Source organism: Paracoccus gahaiensis, assembly GCF_005048225.1.
In the GTDB taxonomy this organism is placed as follows: domain Bacteria; phylum Pseudomonadota; class Alphaproteobacteria; order Rhodobacterales; family Rhodobacteraceae; genus Paracoccus; species Paracoccus gahaiensis.
On sequence record NZ_SUNI01000005.1, the window covers coordinates 11,608 to 31,904 of the forward strand.

At 71.5% G+C, this 20,297-nt stretch carries 18 protein-coding genes; 13 read left to right on the top strand and 5 right to left on the bottom strand.

The annotated features are described in order from the left end of the window. Window positions 1-21: 21 nt before the first annotated feature. The 4 genes from FA743_RS07695 (at window position 22) to FA743_RS07710 (ending at window position 4,206) form a co-directional block, all read left to right on the top strand. Window positions 22-1,224: an MFS transporter gene (locus FA743_RS07695; protein ID WP_136885298.1), complete on the top strand. Its 1,203-nt coding sequence runs from the start codon at window positions 22-24 to the stop codon at window positions 1,222-1,224. Further along, entirely contained in the window at window positions 1,221-2,261 is a 1,041-nt protein-coding gene (locus FA743_RS07700) for a glycosyltransferase family 4 protein (RefSeq protein ID WP_136885299.1), read from the top strand. The genes FA743_RS07695 and FA743_RS07700 overlap by 4 nt, the downstream gene beginning before the upstream one ends. Then, on the top strand, window positions 2,258-2,929 hold the full coding sequence (locus FA743_RS07705) for a glycosyltransferase family 29 protein (protein ID WP_246054883.1): 672 nt from the start codon (window positions 2,258-2,260) through the stop codon (window positions 2,927-2,929). The genes FA743_RS07700 and FA743_RS07705 overlap by 4 nt, the downstream gene beginning before the upstream one ends. Window positions 2,930-3,183: 254 nt before the next feature. After that, window positions 3,184-4,206 (top strand): aspartate-semialdehyde dehydrogenase, encoded by a 1,023-nt coding sequence (locus FA743_RS07710; protein WP_136885300.1) that lies wholly within the window; start codon window positions 3,184-3,186, stop codon window positions 4,204-4,206. A gap of 71 nt (window positions 4,207-4,277) precedes the next feature. Here the strand turns inward: FA743_RS07710 and FA743_RS07715 are convergent, their stop codons facing one another. Next, entirely contained in the window at window positions 4,278-4,925 is a 648-nt protein-coding gene (locus tag FA743_RS07715) for a carbonic anhydrase (protein WP_136885301.1), read from the bottom strand. A 139-nt stretch (window positions 4,926-5,064) separates the two neighbouring features. Between FA743_RS07715 and FA743_RS07720 the strand changes: the two genes are divergently transcribed. The 3 genes from FA743_RS07720 to FA743_RS07730 all read left to right on the top strand — a co-directional run bounded on the left by FA743_RS07720 (window position 5,065) and on the right by FA743_RS07730 (window position 7,704). Then, window positions 5,065-5,442 (top strand): hypothetical protein, encoded by a 378-nt coding sequence (locus FA743_RS07720; protein WP_136885302.1) that lies wholly within the window; start codon window positions 5,065-5,067, stop codon window positions 5,440-5,442. 76 nt (window positions 5,443-5,518) lie between these two features. Beyond that, on the top strand, window positions 5,519-6,889 hold the full coding sequence (locus tag FA743_RS07725; protein ID WP_136885303.1) for a leucyl aminopeptidase family protein: 1,371 nt from the start codon (window positions 5,519-5,521) through the stop codon (window positions 6,887-6,889). A 2-nt stretch (window positions 6,890-6,891) separates the two neighbouring features. After that, window positions 6,892-7,704: a C40 family peptidase gene (locus FA743_RS07730; protein WP_136885304.1), complete on the top strand. Its 813-nt coding sequence runs from the start codon at window positions 6,892-6,894 to the stop codon at window positions 7,702-7,704. Between the two features lie 73 nt (window positions 7,705-7,777). On the opposite strand, the gene truB is transcribed toward FA743_RS07730, so the two are convergent. The 3 genes from truB to rbfA are packed head-to-tail and all read right to left on the bottom strand — an operon-like array spanning window position 7,778 to window position 9,905. After that, the gene (gene truB, locus FA743_RS07735) at window positions 7,778-8,671 is read right to left on the bottom strand and encodes a tRNA pseudouridine(55) synthase TruB (RefSeq protein ID WP_136885305.1); all 894 of its coding nucleotides are present in this window, start codon (window positions 8,669-8,671) and stop codon (window positions 7,778-7,780) included. A 54-nt stretch (window positions 8,672-8,725) separates the two neighbouring features. Then, window positions 8,726-9,484 carry a phosphodiester glycosidase family protein gene (locus FA743_RS07740; protein WP_136885306.1) on the bottom strand — a complete coding sequence of 253 codons (759 nt, stop codon included), beginning with the start codon at window positions 9,482-9,484 and terminating at the stop codon, window positions 8,726-8,728. Continuing rightward, window positions 9,474-9,905, bottom strand: coding sequence for a 30S ribosome-binding factor RbfA (gene rbfA, locus FA743_RS07745; RefSeq protein ID WP_136885307.1), 432 nt, complete (start codon window positions 9,903-9,905; stop codon window positions 9,474-9,476). The genes FA743_RS07740 and rbfA overlap by 11 nt, the downstream gene beginning before the upstream one ends. A 71-nt stretch (window positions 9,906-9,976) precedes the next feature. On the opposite strand from rbfA, the gene dapB reads away from it, so the two are divergent. Then, the gene (dapB, locus tag FA743_RS07750; RefSeq protein ID WP_136885308.1) at window positions 9,977-10,810 is read left to right on the top strand and encodes a 4-hydroxy-tetrahydrodipicolinate reductase; all 834 of its coding nucleotides are present in this window, start codon (window positions 9,977-9,979) and stop codon (window positions 10,808-10,810) included. Here dapB and FA743_RS07755 read toward each other — a convergent pair. Next, entirely contained in the window at window positions 10,807-11,412 is a 606-nt protein-coding gene (locus FA743_RS07755; RefSeq protein ID WP_136885309.1) for a COG3650 family protein, read from the bottom strand. The two genes, dapB and FA743_RS07755, sit on opposite strands and share 4 nt — an antisense overlap. A 97-nt stretch (window positions 11,413-11,509) precedes the next feature. Between FA743_RS07755 and tsaE the strand changes: the two genes are divergently transcribed. The 5 genes from tsaE (at window position 11,510) to trxA (ending at window position 20,263) form a co-directional block, all read left to right on the top strand. Continuing rightward, the gene (gene tsaE / locus FA743_RS07760) at window positions 11,510-12,901 is read left to right on the top strand and encodes a tRNA (adenosine(37)-N6)-threonylcarbamoyltransferase complex ATPase subunit type 1 TsaE (RefSeq protein WP_136885310.1); all 1,392 of its coding nucleotides are present in this window, start codon (window positions 11,510-11,512) and stop codon (window positions 12,899-12,901) included. Continuing rightward, window positions 12,889-13,557, top strand: a complete 669-nt coding sequence (locus FA743_RS07765; RefSeq protein WP_246054884.1) for a nucleotidyltransferase family protein — start codon at window positions 12,889-12,891, stop codon at window positions 13,555-13,557. Before tsaE ends, FA743_RS07765 begins: the two co-directional genes overlap by 13 nt. A 1-nt stretch (window position 13,558) precedes the next feature. Beyond that, window positions 13,559-16,492 (top strand): double-strand break repair protein AddB, encoded by a 2,934-nt coding sequence (addB, locus tag FA743_RS07770; protein ID WP_136885662.1) that lies wholly within the window; start codon window positions 13,559-13,561, stop codon window positions 16,490-16,492. After that, entirely contained in the window at window positions 16,485-19,862 is a 3,378-nt protein-coding gene (gene addA, locus FA743_RS07775) for a double-strand break repair helicase AddA (RefSeq protein WP_136885659.1), read from the top strand. The genes addB and addA overlap by 8 nt, the downstream gene beginning before the upstream one ends. Window positions 19,863-19,942: 80 nt before the next feature. Next, on the top strand, window positions 19,943-20,263 hold the full coding sequence (gene trxA / locus FA743_RS07780) for a thioredoxin (protein WP_135314148.1): 321 nt from the start codon (window positions 19,943-19,945) through the stop codon (window positions 20,261-20,263). Window positions 20,264-20,297: the final 34 nt, after the last annotated feature.

The following is a 20,297-nucleotide window of genomic DNA, read 5'->3' on the forward strand; positions in this document are numbered from 1 at the left end:
CGCCGGGGAACGGAGGATCACATGCCCATCGTCACGGCCGGATTGGTCAGCCTCGTGCTGGCCTATATGCTCAGTCAATTCTATCGCGCCTTCCTGGCGGTACTGGCCCCGGTCCTGCAGGACCAGGTCGGCGCCACGCCCGGGGACCTGGCTTTGTCCTCGGGGCTGTGGTTCATCGCCTTCGCGCTGATGCAGATGCCGGTGGGGGCCAGCCTGGACCGTGTCGGCCCGCGCCGCACGGTGGCCTGGCTGCTGGCGGTCGGCGGATGCGGGGGCGCGATCCTGTTTGCGATGGCCGGGGCGCCGTGGCACCTGCATCTGGCGATGACGCTGCTGGGGATCGGCTGTTCCCCGGCGCTGATGGGCCCCTATTACATCTTCGCCCGCGAATACCCGCCCGCCGCCTTCGGGATGCTGGCGGGGATGCTGGTGGGCTTCGGCTCTCTGGGCAACATCCTGGGCGCCGCGCCGCTGGTCTGGGTGATCGAGGCCCTGGGCTGGCGCCAGACCCTGTGGGGGCTGGCCGCCGTGACGCTGATGGTGGCGGCGCTGGTGCTGGCCTGCGTGCGCGATCCGGCCCGTCTGGGGTCGGACCATCCGCAGGGCTCGATCGGCCAGATCCTGCGGCTGCGCGCGATCTGGTTCATCCTGCCGCTCTTTGCGGTCAACTATGCGGTGACGGCGGCGATCCGGGGGCTGTGGGCGGCCCCCTGGCTGGAACAGGTCCATGGCGCCGATGCGACCCAGATCGGGCGCGTCACGCTGGCCATGGGGCTGGCGATGGTCGCGGGTAGCTTTGCGGTGGGGCCCGCCGCCCGGCTGGCGGGCGGCCCGCGCCGCGCCACGATGATCTTCTCGGCCGTGATGATCGCGGTCATGGCGGTGATGATCGCGCAGCCCGCCCTCCCGCTGCCAATCATCACCGCGCTTTTGGTGGTGCTGGGCTTCTTCGGCTCAGCCTATCCGCTGCTGATGGCGCATGGCCGGTCCTTCCTGCCCCCCCATCTGGTGGGGCGCGGGATGACCTTCCTCAACATGGTCTCGATCGGCGGGGTGGGGATCATGCAATTCGCCTCGCGCCCCGTCTATCGGGCCGCCGAGGCCGCCTATCCCCCCGCGCAGGCCTTCGCTATGCTGTGGCTGTTCTTCCTGATCCCGCTGGTCGCGGGGTTCCTTCTGTATTTCCTGACGCCCGAGGCGCAAACCGACAAGGCCCCCGCATGACCGACACGCCGCTGGTGATCGCCCCCAACCTCAAGCGCCGCCTGTCGGGCGTGACGGCGACGGTGGTGCGGCTGATCCCGGTGCAGGCCCGCCTGATCGCCATCGCGGCCACCGGCCCCGGCCTGCCGCCCGAGGTGCCGCATATCCCGCTGTGGCGCGCCGCCACCCTGCCCCGCGACCGCTGGCGCATCTGGCATGCGCGGCGCAATACGGAAATGGCCCTGGGCCTGATCCTGCGCCGCCTGCTGCGGCGGCGCTACCGGCTCTTGTTCACCTCGGCCGCCCAGCGCCGGCACACCGGCTTCACCCGCTGGCTGATCCGCCAGCAGGACGCGCTGGTGGCGACCTCGCCGCAGGCGGCCAGCTATCTGGAACGCCCCGCGACCGTCATCCTGCACGGGGTCGACACGCAGGTCTTCACCCCCGCCCCCGACCGCGCCGCCCTGCGCCGCGATCTGGGGCTGGACCCCGATGCGCTGCTGATCGGCTGCTTCGGGCGCATCCGCGCGCAGAAGGGGGTCGACCTGCTGGTGCAGGCGGGGCTGGAGCTGCTGCCCGACCGCCCCCGCGCGCAGATCGTCTTCACCGGCCGTATCACGCCCGACAACCGCGCCTTTGCCGACGAGCTGCAGGACCGGATCAGGGCCGCGGGCCTGTCCGACCGCATCCGCTTTCTGGGCGAGCTGCCCTGGGACCAGCTGATCCGCCACTATCAGGCGCTGGACCTCTTCGCCGCCCCCGCCCGGTGGGAGGGTTTCGGCCTGACGCCCTTGGAGGCCGCCGCCTGCGCCGTTCCCACCGTCGCCGCCCGCGTCGGCGCCTACGAGACGCTGATCCAAGACGGCCGGACGGGCAGCCTGGTCCCCATCGACGACGCCCCGGCGCTGACGGCGGTACTCGCCCGCTGGCTGGACGACGACCCGGGCCGCGTCGCCGCAGGCCAGGCTGCCCGCGCCCATGTCGTGCAGACCCATGCGATCGAGGGCGAGGCCCGTGCCCTCGTCGACGTCTATCGCGACCTCCTGGCCCGGCCATGATGCCGCCCCGCCTGCCCTTCAGCCTCTCGGCGCTGGTTCCCGACCTGTCGCCCGCCCGGTTGGGCTTCGCCGCCGCCCGTCTGGCCCGGGCCGAGGCGCCCCTGGCCAACCTCTCGGTCCCGCAGCCCGACCTGCTGGCCGATCTGGCGGGGCGCCACGTGGCGCTGATCGGCAATGCCCGGGCGCTGGCGCAGGGCCGCCATGGCGCCGCCATCGACGCCGCCGATCTGGTCATCCGCATCAACCGCGCGCCTCTGCCCGACCCGGCCAGCCACGGCACCCGCACCGACTGGCTGGCGCTGGCCGTGCGCCTGTCGGACGCCGACCGCGCCCGCCTGTCGCCGCGCCGCATCCTGTGGATGTCGCCCAAGCGCAAGCGGCTGGACTGGGACAGCGCCCGCAGCCCGGGCTTCTACCTGCACCCGCTGGAGGATGTGCGGGCGCTTCGCGACCGGCTGGCCGCACCCCCCACCACCGGGGCGATGATGATCGACCTGGCCCTGCGCTCGGACCTTGCCTCGCTGACGCTCTACGGGTTCGACTTCTTTGCCAGTCTCAGTCTGTCGGGACGTCGCGCCGCCGGCGACGTACCCCATGATTTCGCCGCCGAGGCGGCCTGGGTCGGCGACCTGCGCCGGAACGACCCCCGCCTCAGCCTTACCACCTGAACCTTGACGAACCGTTAACGCCGGGCCCGCAAGCGGTGTACGCCCTGTGCCTCGTCGGTGCCGCCCCGGTGCACGCCCGGTGAGGCCCCCTCCCCAGCGTTTGCTGGCCTTTCCCGGGCCCCTTCGCCGCCCCCCGTTGCGCGCACAGCGCGTGCAACGCCCGCAGCCGTTGCGCGCGGCCCCCGCCAAGACCCTTCCCATGCGGGGCCGTTTGCGGTAGACGCCCCCGATCGCAGACAAAGGAGTTTCCCGACATGGGTTACAAAGTCGTCGTCGCCGGCGCCACGGGCAATGTGGGCCGCGAAATGCTGAACATCCTGGCCGAGCGCCAGTTCCCGGTGGACGAGATCGCCGTCCTGGCCTCGCGCCGCAGCCAGGGAACCGAGGTCAGCTTCGGCGACAAGACTTTGAAGATCAAGGATATCGAGCAGTTCGACTGGACCGGTTGGGACATGGCGCTGTTCGCCATCGGCTCGGACGCGACCAAGATCCACGCCCCCAAGGCGGCCGCCGCCGGCTGCGTGGTGATCGACAACTCCTCGCTCTATCGCTACGACCCGCAGATCCCGCTGATCGTGCCCGAGGTGAACCCCGAGGCGATCTTCGACTACAAGAACAAGATGATCATCGCGAACCCCAACTGCTCGACCGCGCAGATGGTGGTGGCGCTGAAGCCGCTGCACGACCGGGCCCGCATCAAGCGCGTGGTTGTCTCGACCTATCAATCGGTTAGCGGCGCCGGCAAGGACGGCATGGACGAGCTGTGGGACCAGACCAAGGGCATGTATGTGCCGGGTCAGGAAAAGGCCCCCAACAAGTTCCAGAAGCAGATCGCCTTCAACGTCATTCCCCAGATCGACGTCTTCATGGAAGACGGCTCGACCAAGGAGGAATGGAAGATGGTGGTCGAGACCAAGAAGATCATCGACAAGTCCATCAAGGTCAGCGCGACCTGCGTGCGCGTGCCGGTCTTCGTCGGCCATTCGGAATCGATCAACATCGAGTTCGAGGATTTCCTGGACGAGGACGAGGCGCGCGACATCCTGCGCGAGGCCCCCGGCATCCTGGTGATCGACAAGCGCGAGCCCGGCGGCTACATGACGCCGATCGAATGCGTGGGCGATTACGCGACCTTCATCAGCCGCATCCGGCAGGACGGCACGGTCGAGAACGGCCTGAACCTGTGGTGCGTCAGCGACAACCTGCGCAAGGGCGCCGCCCTGAACGCGGTGCAGATCGCGGAACTGCTGGGCAATCGCTGCCTCAAGAAGGGCTGATCCGGGTCACCCGGTGAACGACAGGGCGGCGGGGCACAAGCTCTTGCCGCCCTTGCCTTTTTGCGGCCCCCTCAGACCGTCACCCAACGCTTGCCGCCATCCTCGGCCTGGACCAGCGTGCCCTCAGTGATGTCATGCACGATGCCGTGCAGCGAGGTCTCTCCGGCCTCGACCGCCGCGCGGACGAAGGGAAAGGTCATCAGGTTCTCCAGCGAGACCAGCACCGCCTCGCGCTCCAGCGCGGGCACCTGGTCGGCCTCGGGCAGGTCCTTCACCCGCTCGTAGCCCGGGCGCAGGATGTCCATCCAGCGACCCACGAAGCTGGTCTTCTCCTCCAGTTCGGGGGCGGCGCCCGAGCACATCGCATGGCAGCCCGCGACGCCGCCGCAATTGGTGTGTCCGACGACGATCAGATGCGCGACCTTCAGCGCCGCCACCGCATATTCCACCGCCGCCGAGGTGCCGTGCTGCAGCCCGTCGGGTGCATAGGCGGGCACCAGATTGGCGATGTTGCGATGGATGAAGAACTCGCCCGAATCGGCGCCGAAGATGCTGGTGACATGCACGCGGCTGTCGCAGCAGGAAATCACCATGGCGCGGGGGCGCTGCCCCTCGGTCGCCAGGCGGCGGAACCAGGCGCGGTTCTCGGTATAGGAGGTCGCCTTCCAGCCATGATAGCGCTTGATCAGGTATTGCGGCAACGGAGACAGGTTGTGCATCTGGCACCTCGTTTCTGATCTGCGTGATAGGCCCTGATTGTGACAAATTCGAGCCTTTTCTTCTATCCCGATCAAGGCTTTTTTCACCGCTTCCTTGCCATCCTCGCCTCTGCAAGGATGGATCCTGCCGGAGGAAAGCTTGGTACATATTTCGGCCCTCGTCATTTCGGAAGCGGTCCGCGTGGACAGCCGCCGCGTGGCGGACATCATCGGCGAACTGGGGGAAACCGCGGCCCAGAACGTCATCGGCCTGGCGCTGGAACAGCTGGCCGGAACGCTGGTCGCGGTCCAGGAGGCGCTGGAGCGCGAGGACCTGGCCCAGGCCGCGGCCCAGTCCGACCGCCTGTCGCGCCTGTCCTGGCAGGTCGGGCTGCTGTCCCTGGCCGGGGTGGCGATGGATCTCAGTTCCATGGCGGAACGCGGTGATCTGCCGGCGGTGGCCGCGATCGGGGCGCGGCTGGCGCGGGTCGGCAACCAGTCGCTGACCGCGATCTGGGACCGCACCGCCCTGTCCTGAGGGACGGGCCTTGCGCCGGGGTTGCGGGCACGGGCCGGTCCTGTAGGCTGGCCGCCGATCTGCCAAGGATGCTGCCATGACCCTCGACTTCGCCCCCGCCTCGGACCCGGACACCGCGCTGCCGCTCTGGCTTCTTTGGTCGGACGAGGCCCTGCCGCCCGAGGCCGGGCCCTGGCCCGAGGCCAGCGGCTTCGCGGGCAAGACCGGCCAGATCTGCCTGCTGCCCGACAGCGCGGGCGGGCTGCGCGGCGCGATACTGGGCTTGGGCGACCGCGCGCAGGCGGGGCGGGACCGATTTCCGCTGGCCCGCGCCCAGGCCCTGCCCAAGGGCGACTGGCGCCTGGCCGGCCTTCCCTCGGGGCTGGACCCGGACCAACTGATCCTGGGCTGGCTTCTGGGCCAGTACCGCTTCACCCGCTACAAGGGCGCGCCGGTGCAGGGCCCGCGCCTCGTCTGCCCGGACGGGGTCGACGGCCCCCGCCTGCTGGCCATCGCCGAGGCCGAGTTCCTCACCCGCGACCTGATCAACACCCCGGCCAGCGATCTGGGCCCCGACCGGTTGGAATCCGCCGCCCGCGCCCTGGCCAACCAGATCGGCGCCCGGGTCGAGGTCATCTCGGGCACCGCGCTGGTCAAGCAGAACTTTCCGCTGATCCACGCCGTGGGCCGCGCCGCCGCGTCCGAGCCGCGCCTGATCGACATCCGGCTTGGCGACGCGGGGCCGATGCTGACCATCGTCGGCAAGGGCGTCTGCTTCGACACGGGCGGGCTGAACCTGAAACCCGGCGCCTCGATGGGGCTGATGAAGAAGGACATGGGCGGGGCGGCGACGGCGCTCGGCCTGTTGAAGATGCTGGCCGGCACCGGGGCGGCGGCGGGCCTGCGCATCCGGGTGCTGATCCCGGCGGTCGAGAACAGCGTCGCCGGCAATGCCTTCCGTCCCGGCGACGTGCTGTCCAGCCGCAAGGGGCTGTCGGTCGAGGTCAACAACACGGATGCCGAAGGGCGGCTGGTGCTGGCCGACGCGATGACCTACGCGGCCGAGGAAAACCCCGACCTGATGATCTCGCTGGCGACGCTGACGGGGGCGGCGCGGGTGGCGCTTGGCCCCGACCTGCCGCCGCTCTATTGCGACGACGAGGCGACCGCCCTGGCGCTGCAGCAGGCCGGGATGGCGGTGGGCGATCCGCTGTGGCGCATGCCCTTCTGGGACGCCTACGGGCCGCTGATCGAGCCCGCCATCGCCGATCTGGACAATGCCCCCTCGGGCGGGATGGCCGGGTCGATCACCGCGGCCCTGTTCCTGCGCCGCTTCGCCGAGGGCGCGGGGCGCTACGCGCATCTGGACATCTATGGCTGGCAGCCGGTGGCCGCGCCGGGCCGGCCCAAGGGCGGGGTGGGCCAGGGCGCCCGCGCGATCCTGGCCGCCCTCCCCCGGCTGTTCTGACCATGGACCGCCGCCTGACGCCCGCCACCGACCGTGTGGCGCTGGAGGCCCTGCGCGGCCAGCTGGACCGCCCGGCCTTCACGCCCGGCCTCCCTGCGCGGCTGGCCGTGCCGCTGGCCGACCTGCTGAGCGCACCGGACGGTCGCCGCGACCGGCAGGTGAATTTCGGCGCCGACCTGACGGTGATCGAGGAGCGAGGCCCCATGGTCTTCGTGCAGGCCGCCCTGGACGGCTATTGCGGCTGGCTTCCCCTTTCCAGCCTGACCTTCGAGCTGCCGCCCCTGACCCATCGCGTCACGGCCCCCGCCACCCATCTCTATCCCGGCCCCGACATGAAGCTGCGCGAGATGGCCTCGCTATCCCTCGGCGCCCGCCTCTCGGTCACGGGAACCGAAGGCGGCTTTGCCCATCTCGCCACCGGCGGCTGCGTCCCCCTGCAACATATCGGCGACCGCCCCGCATCCGACCCCGCCGCCGTGGCCGAGACGCTGCGGGGTACCCCCTATCTCTGGGGCGGCAACAGCCGGGCGGGCATCGACTGCTCGGGCCTCGTGCAGGCAGCGCTGACCGCGGCGGGCATCCCCTGCCCCGGCGATAGCGACCTGCAGCGCGCCGCCTTCCCCCCGACCGACGACATCCGACGCGGAGACCTGCTCTTCTGGCCCGGCCATGTCGCCATGGCCCTCTCGGCCGACCTGATGATCCACGCCACCGCCTGGACCATGTCCGTCACGACCGAACCGATCGCCGCCGCCCTGGCCCGCATCGAGGCCGCAGGCCAAGGCCCCTATCAAGGCGCGCGCCATCCGGCCTGAGCCAGCCTTTTCATCTTGGCGAAAATATCCCGGGGGAGTCCGAAGGACGGGGGGCAGCGCCCCCCTGCCCCCCTCACAGATTGAACACCCGCTCGGGCTGCACCATGCCGCCCTGATAGCGCCCGATGCAGACCGGCCCCTGCGCATCCATCACCCAGACCAGCTCGCCCCATTCCGCCCCGCCGGTCACCTCGCCGGGATTGCCGTTGCGGATGCGGATGCCGCCCTCGGGCGTGGCGCGCAGCATGGGGAGGTCCGTGAGCCCCGTCTCCAGCGGCAGGATCTGGCTCTCTAACCAGTCCTGCGCGTCGCGATCCACCCGGTCGAAGGCCACGGCATGCTCGACCTCGAAGGGCCCGGACCAGGTGCGGCGCAGATGGGCGACATGGCCCAGACAGCCCAGCACCCGCCCCAGATCGCGGGCGATCGAGCGCACATAGCCGCCCTTGCCGCAGACCATCTCCAGCCGGGCGAAGCCCTCGCCCGCCTCCAGCAGGGTCAGGCTGTCGACCCAGAGGGGGCGGGCGGCCAGCTCCATCTCGACCCCCTCGCGGGCCAGATCATAGGCGCGCTCGCCCTCGACCTTGACGGCGGAAAAGGCGGGGGGGATCTGCAGGATGTCGCCGGTGAAGCCCGCCAGCGCCGCCTGCACCTCGGCCTCCGACGGCCGCGCCTCCGAGGTCCGCAACACCTCGCCCGAGGCATCGTCGGTGGTCGTCTCGGCCCCCCAGGTCACCACGAAATCATAGCATTTCAGCGCATCGGTGACGATGGGCACGGTCTTGGTGGCCTCGCCCAAGGCGATGGCCAGCACGCCGGTCGCATCGGGGTCCAGCGTGCCGGCATGGCCCGCCTTCTTCGCATCCAGCGCCCACCGGACCTTGGCCACGACGGCGGTCGAGCCCACCCCTGCGGGCTTGTCCACGATCAGCCAGCCGCTGATGTCCCGGCCCTTCTTGCGCGCCATGCGATCACTCCTGCAAAACCAAGCGCCGGGGCATAGCGCCGCCGCATCGGGGGGTCAACCGCCCGGCTGGACCAGCCCGATGATCGGCCCCATGCTGCGCCCGAAATCCGCCCGGCGCACCGCAGGCGCATAGAGCCGCGAGATCGAGCCGTCGAAATAGAGCGCATCCCGCACCCCCAGCCGGTCGCGGAAGAAGCGCCCGAACTCGTGGAAGGTCACCGGGCGGCTGGAGATGGCGAACCACGCCGTCTGCCCGCCGGGCGCCACGCCCACGCCGTTGCGGATATAGCGGCTGTCGCTGTCCACCAGGAAGCGCGGATGCAGGTCGCCGTCGATGACCAGCATCGGACCGGACTGGCTGGCCAGACGGCAGTCGGGACGGGTCTCGGCGAACTCCAGCGTCTCGATCACCGCGAATGGCCGGTCTCCGCCAGTGCAGAAGACGCCGTTGGGCAGCATCCCGAAATTGTCGCGGCTGGCGCCGGTGACGATGGGCGACAACTCGACCCCGTCGATCACCAGCAGGCCCACGGCGCGGTAATCGGCATGGAACATGCCCGCATTCATGGCGAAGGACAGATCCTCGTCCGGGCCGAGGGTGCGGCGGACATTGGCGAAGTTGCGCAGGGGCGCGCCGTCCGGGCCGTCCTGCCACAGGCGCAGCGCGGGCTCCTGCGCGGCGGGAACCTCGCAGAGGACATAGCCCTGCCCGTCATGGTCCACCCGCTCGCAGGTCGCGGCCCCCCCGGGCAGCGCCATCGCCATCAGCATCCCGCAGGCCACCGCCAGGCGGCGCGGCAGGTCAGCGGGCATCATCATCCTCTGGGATGTCGTCGGGCGCCTCGACATCGCGGCGCACGCGCTCGTCCTCGAACAGGCGGCGGGTGTCGTCCATCATGTCGAAGGTCTCGTCCAGCTGGAAGCGCAGCTCGGGCGCGTATTTCAGCGTCATCCCCTTGGCGACCAGATGGCGCAGCTCGGGCGCGTTGCGTCGCAGGGCCAGCAGCGCCTCGTCGGCCTCGCGCCCGCCCAGGGGCAGCACGAAGGCCGTGGCGACCTTGAGGTCGGTCGAGGTGCGCACCTCGCCCACGGTGATGGAATGCCGGGTCAGCTCGGGGTCGTGGACATCGCCACGCGCCAGCACCTCGGCCAGCCTGCGACGGATCAGTTCGCCCACCCGCAGCTGACGCTGCGCCTTGGAGCCCTGACCATGGGAATTGCGGTTCTGTGCCATGATCCCCGATGTAGGGGGTCGCGGGCCGCGCCGCAACGGGGTAAAACGCCCCGAAACGCGGGGAGAATGACATGAGCGATCTGCAGAACACCGACCAGCCGCCGCGCCCCGGCGTGGTGGTCACCGGCGCCTCGGGGCGGATGGGGCAGATGCTGGTCCGGCTGGTGCTGGACCATCCCGACCTGCGGCTGGTCGGTGCGCTGGACCAGCCCGGGCAGCCCTGGATCGGGCAGGATATCGGCACGGCCATGGGCGGGGCGCCCGCGGGCGTGATCGTCAGCGACGATGCGGTGACGGCCATCGCGCAGGCGCAGGCGGTGATCGACTTCACCACCCCCGACGCGACCGTGGGCTTTGCCGAACTGACCGCCCAGGCCCGCGCCGTCCACGTCATCGGCACCACGGGGCTGGGTCCTGACCACTTGGCCGCGCTGGAGGCCGCCGCCCGCCACGCCCCGATCATCCGGGCGGGCAACATGTCGCTTGGCGTGAACCTGCTGGTCGGTCTGACCCGCAAGGTCGCCGCCGCCCTGGGCGAGGGCTGGGACATCGAGGTGGTCGAATCCCATCACCGCCACAAGGTCGACGCCCCCTCGGGCACCGCGCTGATGCTGGGCGAGGCCGCCGCCGAGGGGCGGGGCACGACCCTCGACGATGTGCGCACGCCCGCGCGCGAGGGGATCACCGGCGCCCGCCCCCCCGGCACCATCGGGTTCGCCGCCATCCGGGGCGGCGACGTGGTGGGCGAGCATGACGTGATCTTCGCCGCCGAGGGCGAGCGCATCGTGCTGCGCCATCTGGCCACCGACCGCGCGATCTTTGCCCGCGGCGCGATCCGGGCGGCGCTCTGGGGCCAGGACAAGGGTCCCGGCAGCTATGACATGCACGACGTGCTGGGGCTTTAGTCGCGCGGCTGGACCGAACAGCAGCCCGTCAGCATCCGGGGCCGGTCGCCCTGCAGCACGACCAGCGCCCGCAATCCGAACTGCCGGTCCGACATGCCGTCGCTGCAGGCCTGCGGGGTGGCGGTCAGGGTCATCCCCTCGGCCACGACCGCCCGGGTCGGATCGCGGAAGACGCCGGTCGACAGCACCGCCGTCAGCGGCATCGTCAGGTCGGGCTCGCCCAGTTGCTGCAGGGCGACCGCGTCCTCGGTCGCGCGCAGGTTCCAGAACGGCTCGGTCCCGTAGCACGCGAAGCCTTGGGGCAGCGCGCCCTCCTCCCAGACATCGGTGCGGTAATCCAGATAGCGCGACGAGACCCAGCCCGTCCCTTCGCCGCTGTTCACCCGCGCCCAGCCCCGGATCTCTTCGACCACCTCGATGCGGGTGGCATCAGGGGCCAGCGTGCCGATGATGTCCGCGCTGGCCGAGGGCTCGGCGCGGATGTTCAGCACATCGTCCGGGGCCACGCGGGCCACGTCGAACAGGGTGGGCAGGATGTATTCCTGCGTGGCCAGGGCGGGGCCTGCAAGGGCCAGGGTCAGGACAAGGGCGGTGCGCAGCATGGGGACCTCGGGGAATCGCGTCGGGCTATTCTAGCCCATCCGCGCGCCGGTTCGCACCCGGTTCCCCCCGACCCGACAAGCCGCTAGAACGGCGGGCATGAGCACGCGCCTGATCGCCTCCGAACCCCTGACCGCCGCGCTGGCGCGGATGCTGGCCGCCGATCTGGCGCCCGGCGCGACCGTGCTGCTGGAGGGTCCGGTGGGCGCAGGCAAGACGCATTTCGCCCGCGCCTTCATCCGCGCGCGGCAGGGCGATCTGGCCGAGGACGTGCCCAGCCCGACCTTCACGCTGGTCCAGACCTATGACGACCCGAGGGGCAGCCAGATCTGGCACGCCGACCTTTATCGCCTGACCGATCCGTCCGAGCTGTCCGAGCTGGGCCTGGACGAGGCGATGGACGAGGCGATCTGCCTGATCGAATGGCCCGACCGGCTGACGGCCCCGCCTCCTGGCGCGCTGACCGTCACCCTGTCCCCCTGCCCCGATCCCGACCTGCGCGGGATCGAGCTGGACTTTCCCGGCGCCGCGCGGCTGGCCGCACGGGCCGGCTTCGTCACGCAGGCGGGCTGGGACGAGGCGCGGGTGCTGCCCTTGGCGGGCGACGCCTCGGCCCGGCGCTACTTCCGGCTGGAGGGGCCGGGGGGCACGGCGGTGCTGATGGACGATGCCTCGGGCGCGGTGGCGCCCTTCGTGGCGATGACGGACTGGCTGCGCGACCGGGGCTTCGGCGCGCCCGCCCTTCTGGCGCAGGATGCCGCGCAGGGCCTTCTGCTGCTGCAGGATCTGGGCGACGATCTGGTCGCCCGCGTGCTGGCCCGGCAGCCGGATCTGGCGCCGGTCATCCAGGATCGCATCACCGACCTGCTGGTCGACCTGCACCGCCAGCCGGTGCCGGGTTTCGTGGCGCCGCTGGACGGCGCGGCCATGGCGGATCTGGTGCGGCTTTTCACCCAAAAGTACCCCGGCGCGGCTGCGGCGCCGCGGATCCCCGCCCTGATCGCCGAGCTTCACGACCGGCTGTGCAGGGACCTGCCCCCCGCCCTCAGCCTGCGCGATTTCCATGCCGAGAACCTGGTCTGGCGCGATGCGGCACCCCTGGGCCTTCTGGACTATCAGGACGCGGTGGCTGCCCATCCGGCCTATGATCTGGTCTCCTGCCTGCAGGATGCGCGGCGCGACGTGGACCCGGCGGTGGAACAGGCCCAGATCGCCCGCTATCTGGCCGCGACCGGCGCCGACGAGGCCGCCTTCCGTGCCGCCTATGCGCTGATCGGCGCGCAACGGGCGCTGCGGATCCTGGGCATCTTCGTCCGGCTGGCGGTGCGGGACGGTAAGCCGCGCTATCTGGACTTCATGCCCCGGGTCTGGGGGCATCTGTCGCGCAACCTGGCCCATCCGGCGCTGGCCCCGCTGGCCGATGCGCTGGCGGGCCTCCCCGCCCCCGACGCCGCGACCCGCGAAAGGATCCATGCCCGATGCCGCCCCTGATGATCTTTGCCGCAGGCCTGGGCACCCGGATGCGGCCCCTGACCGACCTCTGCCCCAAGCCGCTGATCGAGGTCGCGGGCCGCAGCCTGCTGGACCGCGCGCTGGATCTGGGGCGGCAGGCGGGGGCCGGGCCGATCGTGGTCAACACGCATTACCTGGGCGCCCAGATCGAACGGCATCTGCAGGGCCAGGATGTGGCCCTCAGCCCGGAGCCGGGCCAGATCCTGGAGACCGGCGGCGGGCTGCGCCACGCCCTGCCGCTGCTGGGCGACGGCCCGGTGATGACGCTGAACCCGGACGTTGTCTGGACGGGGCCGAATGTCCTGACCGCGCTGGCCGGGGCCTGGCGCGACGACATGGACGCGCTGCTGGCGCTGGTGCCGCTGGACCGCGCGACGGCCCGGCAGGGCGCGGGGGATTTCAGCCTGGATGCGGATCAGCGGCTGATCCGCCGGGGCGATTTTGTCTATGCGGGCGCGCAGATCATCCGCCCCGACCGGCTGGCCGAGATCGCCGACACGGCCTTCTCGCTCAACCGCTTGTGGGACCTGCTGATCGCCGAAGGGCGGGCCTTCGGGATGATCCATTCTGGCGGCTGGTGCGATGTGGGCACGCCGCAGGCGATCCCCCTGGCCGAGGCGCTGCTGCGTGAGTGAGATGCGCGGCCTCTATGCCCTGCCCCCCGGCGTCGATTTCGCGGAAGGCTTCGTGCAGGGCCTGCTGGCGCGGATGCGCGATCAGCCGCCCGAGGCGCTGGCCCGCGTCACCGTGCTGACCAATGCCGCGACCACGATGGGCGCGCTGCGCCGGGCCTTCGACAAGGCCGGGCCGCTGCTGCTGCCGCGCCTGCGCTCCATCACCGGGGTGGATCCGGGGCCGCTGGTCATGCCCGACCCGCCCGAGGCGCCGCTGGCCCGCCGCCTGCAGCTGGCCCGGCTGATCGCGCAGATGATGCGGCTGCGCCCCGATCTGGGCGCGGGCCATTCGATCCCCATGCTGGCGCAGTCGCTGTCGCAGCTGATGGTCGAGATGCAGACCGAGGGGCGCGACATCACCGCGCTGGAGGCGATCGACACCGGCGATCACGCACGCCACTGGCAGAACGCGCTGGCCTTCCTGCGGATCGCGGCGGATTTTCACCTGGGCAACCCCGCGCTGGACCGCCCCGCCCGGCAGCGCGCCGCCGCCGAGGCCGCGCAGACTGACTGGCCGCAAGGCGTGAACCTGCCCGAGGGGCCGGTGATCGTGGCGGGCTCGACCGGCTCGCACGGGGCGACGCGGCTCTACATGCAGGCGGTGGCGGCGCTGCCCAATGGCGCGGTGGTGCTGCCCGGCTTCGATTTCGACCAGCCCCCCGAGGTGTGGGAGGGGCTGGAACAGGCCGACGACCACCCGCAGGCCCGCTTTGCGCCGCTGATCGCCGCCGCAGGATACCCCACCCGCTGGACCGAGGAACGCCCTTGGTCCGAAGGCCGGGGCCGCCTGATCTCGCTGGCGCTGCGCCCCGCGCCGGTCACCGACCAGTGGATCGCCGAAGGGCCCGGCCTGCCCGACCTGATCCCCGCGACCGAGGCCCTGACCCTGATCGAGGCCGACCAGCCGGGGCAGGAGGCCGAGGCCATCGCGCTGGTCATGCGCGACGCCGCCGAACGCGGCACGCTGATCACCCTGATCGCGGCCGACAGCGGCCTGATCCGCCGCGTCACCGCCGCGCTGGACCGCTGGCACATCCGCCCCGACGACAGCGCCGGGCGGCCCCTGCCGCTGACCGCGCCGGGCCTGTTCCTGCGCCAGGTCGCCGCGCTGTTCGGGCAGCCTTTGACCATCGACCGGCTGCTGATCCTGCTCAAGCATCCGCTGACGGCCACCGGCTCCGAGGCGATCGGCCGCAACCAGATGCTGCGCGAGACGCGCGAGCTGGAACTGCAGCTGCGCCGCAACGGCCCGGCCTTTCCCGACGCCGCCACCTTGGCCGATTGGGCGACCAAGGGCGACGAGACGCGCAAGATCTGGGCGGGCTGGCTGGCCGGGATGCTGGAGCGCATCACGCCCCTGGCCCGCGACCGCGCGCCCCGCCCCCTGCCCGACCGCCTGGCCGACATGCTGTCGCTGGCCGAGGCATTGGCCGCCGGGCCGGGCGGCACGGTCGACGCCTCGCGCCTGTGGCAGGACAAGGCGGGCCAGATGGCGCAGGCCGTGCTGGCCCATCTGGCCGAACACGCGCCCCTGGGCCCCGAGATCGGCCCCACCGATTTCAGCGCGCTTCTGGTCACCGAACTGCAGGCCAAGGCCCTGCGCGAGGATGTGGCGGGCCATCACTGCCTGCGCATCCGCGGCCCGCGCGAGGCGCGGCTCTACGCCCATGGCACGGTGATCCTGTCGGGGCTGAACGAGGGCGGCTGGCCCCAGCCTTTGTCGCCCGACCCCTGGCTGTCGCGCCAGATGCGCGCGCAGGCGGGCCTGCCCCTGCCCGAACGCCAGATCGGGCTGGCCGCGCATGACTTCCAGCAGGGCATCGCCGCCGACCGGGTGTTCCTGACCCGCGCCCGCCGCGACGCCGAGGCCGAGACCATCCCCTCGCGCTGGCTGAACCGGATGCTGAACCTGATGGGCGGCCTGCCCGACCGGAACGGCCCGCAGGCCCTGGCCGCGATGCGGGCGCGCGGCGCCGAATGGCTGGCCATGGCCGAGGCGGTGGCCCGCCCCCCGGCGCCCGTGGCCCCCGCCCCGCGCCCCTCTCCAGTGCCGCCGGGGCCGCCCTTCCGGGAACTGCCGGTCACCGATGTCTCGCTGCTGATCCGCGATCCCTATGCGGTCTATGCCAAGCGGGTGCTGGGCCTGCGCCCCTTGCCGCCCCTGCGGCCCCAGCCCGATGCGGCCCTGCGCGGCCAGACCCTGCATGCCATCGTCGAGGCGCTGCTGAACAGCCGCCCCACCGCCGACACCCCGCCCAAGGCGCTGCGCGCGACCTTCCTGTCGCTGACCGCAGAGGTGCTGGAGACCGACGTGCCTTGGCCCGCCGCCCGCGCCTTCTGGTCGGCGCGGATCGCGGCCATCGCCGACCGGATCGTCGCCGACGAGCTGGCCCGCCTGGCCGAGGGCATGCCGATGGTCGTGGAAAAGCGGGGCCGGGTCGCGCTGTCGGGGATGGACTTCACCCTGACCGCCAAGCCCGACCGGATCGACCTGCTGACCGAGGGGCGGGTCGTCGTCTACGACTACAAGTCCGGCACGCCGCCCACCGATGCGATGATCCGCCATTTCGACAAGCAGCTGATGCTGGAGGCCGCGATGGCCCGGCGCGGCGGCTTCGACGCGCTCGGACCCGTGGACGTGGCGGGGCTGCGCTACATCCAGCTGGGCGGCGAGGGCAAGACCCATGACCGCGAACATTCCGACCAGATCGAGGGCGAAACCTGGGACGGCTTCGTGCGCCTGATCGAGGCCTATCTGACCGGGGATGCGGGCTTCACCGCCATGCGGGCGCCTCAGCGGACTTCCTATGCCGGGGATTACGACCATCTGGCGCGCTTCGGGGAATGGGCGCTGACCGATCAGGCCCGACCGCAGAAAGTTGGCGATCATGGATGAGGCGACGCTGAACCAGATCGCGGCGGCCGATCCGCTGCGGTCCACCTGGCTGACGGCCAATGCGGGCTCGGGCAAGACGCGGGTGCTGACCGACCGGGTGGCGCGGCTGCTGCTGGCGGGCACCCCGCCCGAACGCATCCTGTGCCTGACCTATACCAAGGCCGCCGCGACCGAGATGCAGAACCGCCTGCTGGCCCGGCTTGGCCGGTGGGCGATGCTGCCCGAGCCCGAGCTGCGTGCCGAGCTGGCCGATCTGGGCGAAGGTCAGGAGGCCGCCCCCGACTTGCCCGCCGCCCGGCGCCTGTTCGCCCGCGCCATCGAGACTCCGGGCGGGCTGAAGGTGCAGACCATCCACAGCTTCTGCGCGGCCCTGCTGCGGCGCTTTCCGCTGGAGGCCGGGGTGCCGATGGGGTTCGCGGAACTGGACGACCGCAGCGCCCGCGCCCTGCGAGGCGAGATCATCGAGGAGATGGCCGAGGCGGACGACCCGGCCATCGCCGACCTGACGCGGCTGCATTCGGGCGACGATCTGGACCGCTTCCTGGCCAGCCTGTCGCTGGCCGATTTCGAGGCCGCGCCCGATCCGGACGCGCTGTGGGCGGCGCTCGACGTGCCGCCCGGGCTGACGGCGGACAGCCTGCTGGCGCATGTCTTCCTGGGTGCCGAGGGCGATCTGGCCGACGCACTGATCCCCGCCCTGCGGACCGGCAAGGTCACGGATGCGAAGCTGGCCTCGGCGCTGGCGCAGGTCCGCTGGCGCGATCCCGGCATGGTCGATCTGACGCGCCTGTTCGGCTGCCTGCTGTTCGGCGGCAGTGCCAAGGTGCCCTTCGGCGCCAAGACCGGCAAGATTCCCACCAAGGATCTGGCGACCGGCGCCTGCGCGCCCTTCATGGACGATCTGAACGACCTGATGGAGCGGGTCGAGCTGGCCCGCCCGCAGGCCCTGGCGCTGACGGCGGCGGAAAGGTCGCTGGCCCTGCACCGCTTCGGCCATGCCTTCGCCACCCGCATGAATGCCGCCAAGACCGCGCATGGCTGGCTGGATTTCGACGACCTGATCCGCCGCACCGCGCAGCTGCTGGAGGAATCCAGCATGGCGCAATGGGTGCTGTGGCGGCTGGACGGCGGCATCGACCACATCCTGGTGGACGAGGCGCAGGACACCAGCCCGGAACAATGGCGCGTGATCCGCCGCCTGACCGACGAGTTCACCAGCGGCGCGGGCACCCATGACCGGCCCCGCACGCTGTTCGTGGTGGGCGATCCCAAGCAGTCGATCTATTCCTTCCAAGGCGCCGACATCGCCGTCTTCGAGGCGATGCGCGACCTCTTCGACCGGGATTTCCAGGCGGTGCAGCAGCCGATGCAGCGGCGCGGGCTGGCGCACAGCTTCCGGTCATCGCCGGCGATCCTGCGGCTGGTCGATGCGGTCTTTCAGGGCGAGGCGGCGGCCGGTCTGGGCGATCCGCCGCGCCATCTGGCCTTCCGCGACGCCCTGCCGGGCCGCGTGGACCTGTGGCCGGCCCTGCCCAAGCCCGACAGGACCGAGCCCGAGGACTGGACCCGCCCCGTCGACGCGCCAAGCGAGAACGATGCCGAGACGCAGCTCGCCCGCCACATCGCCGCGCAGATCGGCGCGATGATCGGCACCCCGATCCTGGACGCGAAGACCGGCGCCGCGCGGCCCATCGCGCCGGGCGATATCCAGATCCTGGTGCAGCGCCGGGCCGATCTGTTCGCCGCGCTGATCGCCGAGCTGAAATCGGCGGGCCTGCCGGTGGCGGGCGCCGACCGGCTGCGGCTGGCGGGCGAGCTGGCCGTGCGCGACATCACCGCCACCCTGTCGGTGCTGGCCACCCCCGAGGACGACCTGGCCCTGGCCGCTAGCCTGCGCTCGCCCCTGTTCGGGCTGTCCGAGGATGACCTCTACCGCCTGGCGCAGGGGCGCCACCGGGGGGAATACCTGTGGATGCGGCTGCGCGAGTCGCATCACCGCCATGCCCATGACGTGCTGAACGACCTGGCCGATCACGCCGACTACCTGCGCCCCCATGACCTGATCGCGCGCCTGCTGACCCGGCATGGCGGACGGGCCGCCCTGCTGGCGCGGCTTGGCCCCGAGGCGGTGGACGGCATCGACGAGCTGATGTCGCAGGCCCTGGCCTATGAGCAGGTGGAAACCCCCTCGCTGACCGGCTTCCTGGTCTGGCTGGCCAGCGACGAGGTCGAGGTCAAGCGCCAGCTGCCCGGCGGTGCGGGCGGGCTGATCCGGGTGATGACCGTGCATGGCTCCAAAGGCTTGGAGAGCCCGATCGTGATCCTGCCCGAGACGCAGACCCGCCGTGCCGCCAGCCGCCAGCCGCTGGTGCGGCTGGACCGGTTGCCCGTCTGGCGCGGCGCGGCGGCGGATCGCTGCGATTCCGTCGCGCTGGCCGTGGCCGATTGGGACCGGCGCCAGGACGAGGAACGGCGCCGCCTTCTGTATGTCGCGATGACCCGGGCGGAAAGCTGGCTGATCGTGGCGGCGGCGGGTGAGACGGGCGAGGGGCTGGACAGCTGGCACGCGATGGTGGCCGAGGGCGCGGGCCGCGCCGGGCTGGACCGATCCGACCTGACCGTCGAGGGACTCGGGACGGGCCTGCGCCTGTCCTGGGGCGACTGGCCCGAACAGGCCCCCTCCGCCGCCACGGCCCTGCCGCCGCGGCGCGATCCTCCGGACTGGGCGCTGCGCATGGCACCGCCCGCGCCCGCGTTCGAAGCCCCCGTCATCGCCAGCGGGCTGGGCGGCTCCAAGGTGCTGGCCGCCGCCTCGGACGGCGACCGCGAGGCCGCGATGCTGCGCGGCACCCGCCTGCACCTGCTGCTGGAGCATCTGCCGGCCCATCCCGCCTCCGACTGGCCCCGCATCGCGCAGGCGATGCTGTCGGGGGCCGAGGGCGGGTTGCCGGACGCCGCCGACATGGCCGAGCTGTTGGCCGAGGCGGGCGACATCCTGTCCGCGCCCGCGCTGTCGCAGGTCCTGCAGCCCGGCCCCGAGGCGCAGATCCTGTCCGAGGTCGCCCTGACGGCGCCCCTGCCGGGCCTTGGGGTGCTGAACGGGGTGATCGACCGGCTGGTCGTGACGCCCGACCTGATCACGGCGGTCGATTACAAGACCAATGCCGATGTCCCCGCCACGCCCGAGGCGGTGCCCGAGGGAATCCTGCGCCAGATGGCCGCCTATCGCGCCGCCCTGCGGGGCATCTGGCCGGGCCGGCCCCTGCGCATGGCGGTGCTGTGGACGGCCAGCCGCAGCCTGATGGACCTGCCCGATGCGGTGCTGGACCCGGTCATCGCCAGGCTGGGTGTCGAGATGCCTGCCTCTTGACCCCGGGCGCCTTGGTTCATAGCTGTTGAGGGAACCCATCCTGCCGGTCCCGTCCGGCCCCCCCCTGACAGGAGCTGACCATGGCCACCGTGCATGTGAACGACACCGATTTCGACGCCGAAGTGCGTCAGGCCGACACCCCCGTGATCGTCGATTTCTGGGCCGAATGGTGCGGCCCCTGCAAGCAGATCGGCCCGGCTCTGGAAGAGCTGTCGGACGAATATGCCGGCCGCATCAAGATCGTGAAGATCAACGTGGACGAGAACCCCGAGCAGGCGGCGGCGCTTGGCGTGCGCGGCATCCCGGCCCTGTTCATGTTCAAGGGCGGCGAGGTCGTCTCGAACCGCATGGGCGCGGCCCCCAAGGCGGCGCTGAAAAGCTGGATCGACGAATCGGTCTGATCCCTTCAATGCACTGATGGCAAAGGCGGCGGCC

Excerpts from the sequence above, each read along its gene's own strand:
- FA743_RS07695 (WP_136885298.1), top strand. The coding sequence starts at position 22 with ATGCCCATCGTCACGGCCGGATTGGTCAGCCTCGTGCTGGCCTATATG.
- FA743_RS07700 (WP_136885299.1), top strand. The coding sequence starts at position 1,221 with ATGACCGACACGCCGCTGGTGATCGCCCCCAACCTCAAGCGCCGCCTG.
- FA743_RS07705 (WP_246054883.1), top strand. The coding sequence starts at position 2,258 with ATGATGCCGCCCCGCCTGCCCTTCAGCCTCTCGGCGCTGGTTCCCGAC.
- FA743_RS07710 (WP_136885300.1), top strand. The coding sequence starts at position 3,184 with ATGGGTTACAAAGTCGTCGTCGCCGGCGCCACGGGCAATGTGGGCCGC.
- FA743_RS07715 (WP_136885301.1), bottom strand. The coding sequence starts at position 4,925 with ATGCACAACCTGTCTCCGTTGCCGCAATACCTGATCAAGCGCTATCAT.
- FA743_RS07725 (WP_136885303.1), top strand. The coding sequence starts at position 5,519 with ATGACCCTCGACTTCGCCCCCGCCTCGGACCCGGACACCGCGCTGCCG.
- FA743_RS07730 (WP_136885304.1), top strand. The coding sequence starts at position 6,892 with ATGGACCGCCGCCTGACGCCCGCCACCGACCGTGTGGCGCTGGAGGCC.
- truB (WP_136885305.1), bottom strand. The coding sequence starts at position 8,671 with ATGGCGCGCAAGAAGGGCCGGGACATCAGCGGCTGGCTGATCGTGGAC.
- FA743_RS07740 (WP_136885306.1), bottom strand. The coding sequence starts at position 9,484 with ATGCCCGCTGACCTGCCGCGCCGCCTGGCGGTGGCCTGCGGGATGCTG.
- rbfA (WP_136885307.1), bottom strand. The coding sequence starts at position 9,905 with ATGGCACAGAACCGCAATTCCCATGGTCAGGGCTCCAAGGCGCAGCGT.
- dapB (WP_136885308.1), top strand. The coding sequence starts at position 9,977 with ATGAGCGATCTGCAGAACACCGACCAGCCGCCGCGCCCCGGCGTGGTG.
- FA743_RS07755 (WP_136885309.1), bottom strand. The coding sequence starts at position 11,412 with ATGCTGCGCACCGCCCTTGTCCTGACCCTGGCCCTTGCAGGCCCCGCC.
- tsaE (WP_136885310.1), top strand. The coding sequence starts at position 11,510 with ATGAGCACGCGCCTGATCGCCTCCGAACCCCTGACCGCCGCGCTGGCG.
- FA743_RS07765 (WP_246054884.1), top strand. The coding sequence starts at position 12,889 with ATGCCGCCCCTGATGATCTTTGCCGCAGGCCTGGGCACCCGGATGCGG.
- addB (WP_136885662.1), top strand. The coding sequence starts at position 13,559 with ATGCGCGGCCTCTATGCCCTGCCCCCCGGCGTCGATTTCGCGGAAGGC.
- addA (WP_136885659.1), top strand. The coding sequence starts at position 16,485 with ATGGATGAGGCGACGCTGAACCAGATCGCGGCGGCCGATCCGCTGCGG.
- trxA (WP_135314148.1), top strand. The coding sequence starts at position 19,943 with ATGGCCACCGTGCATGTGAACGACACCGATTTCGACGCCGAAGTGCGT.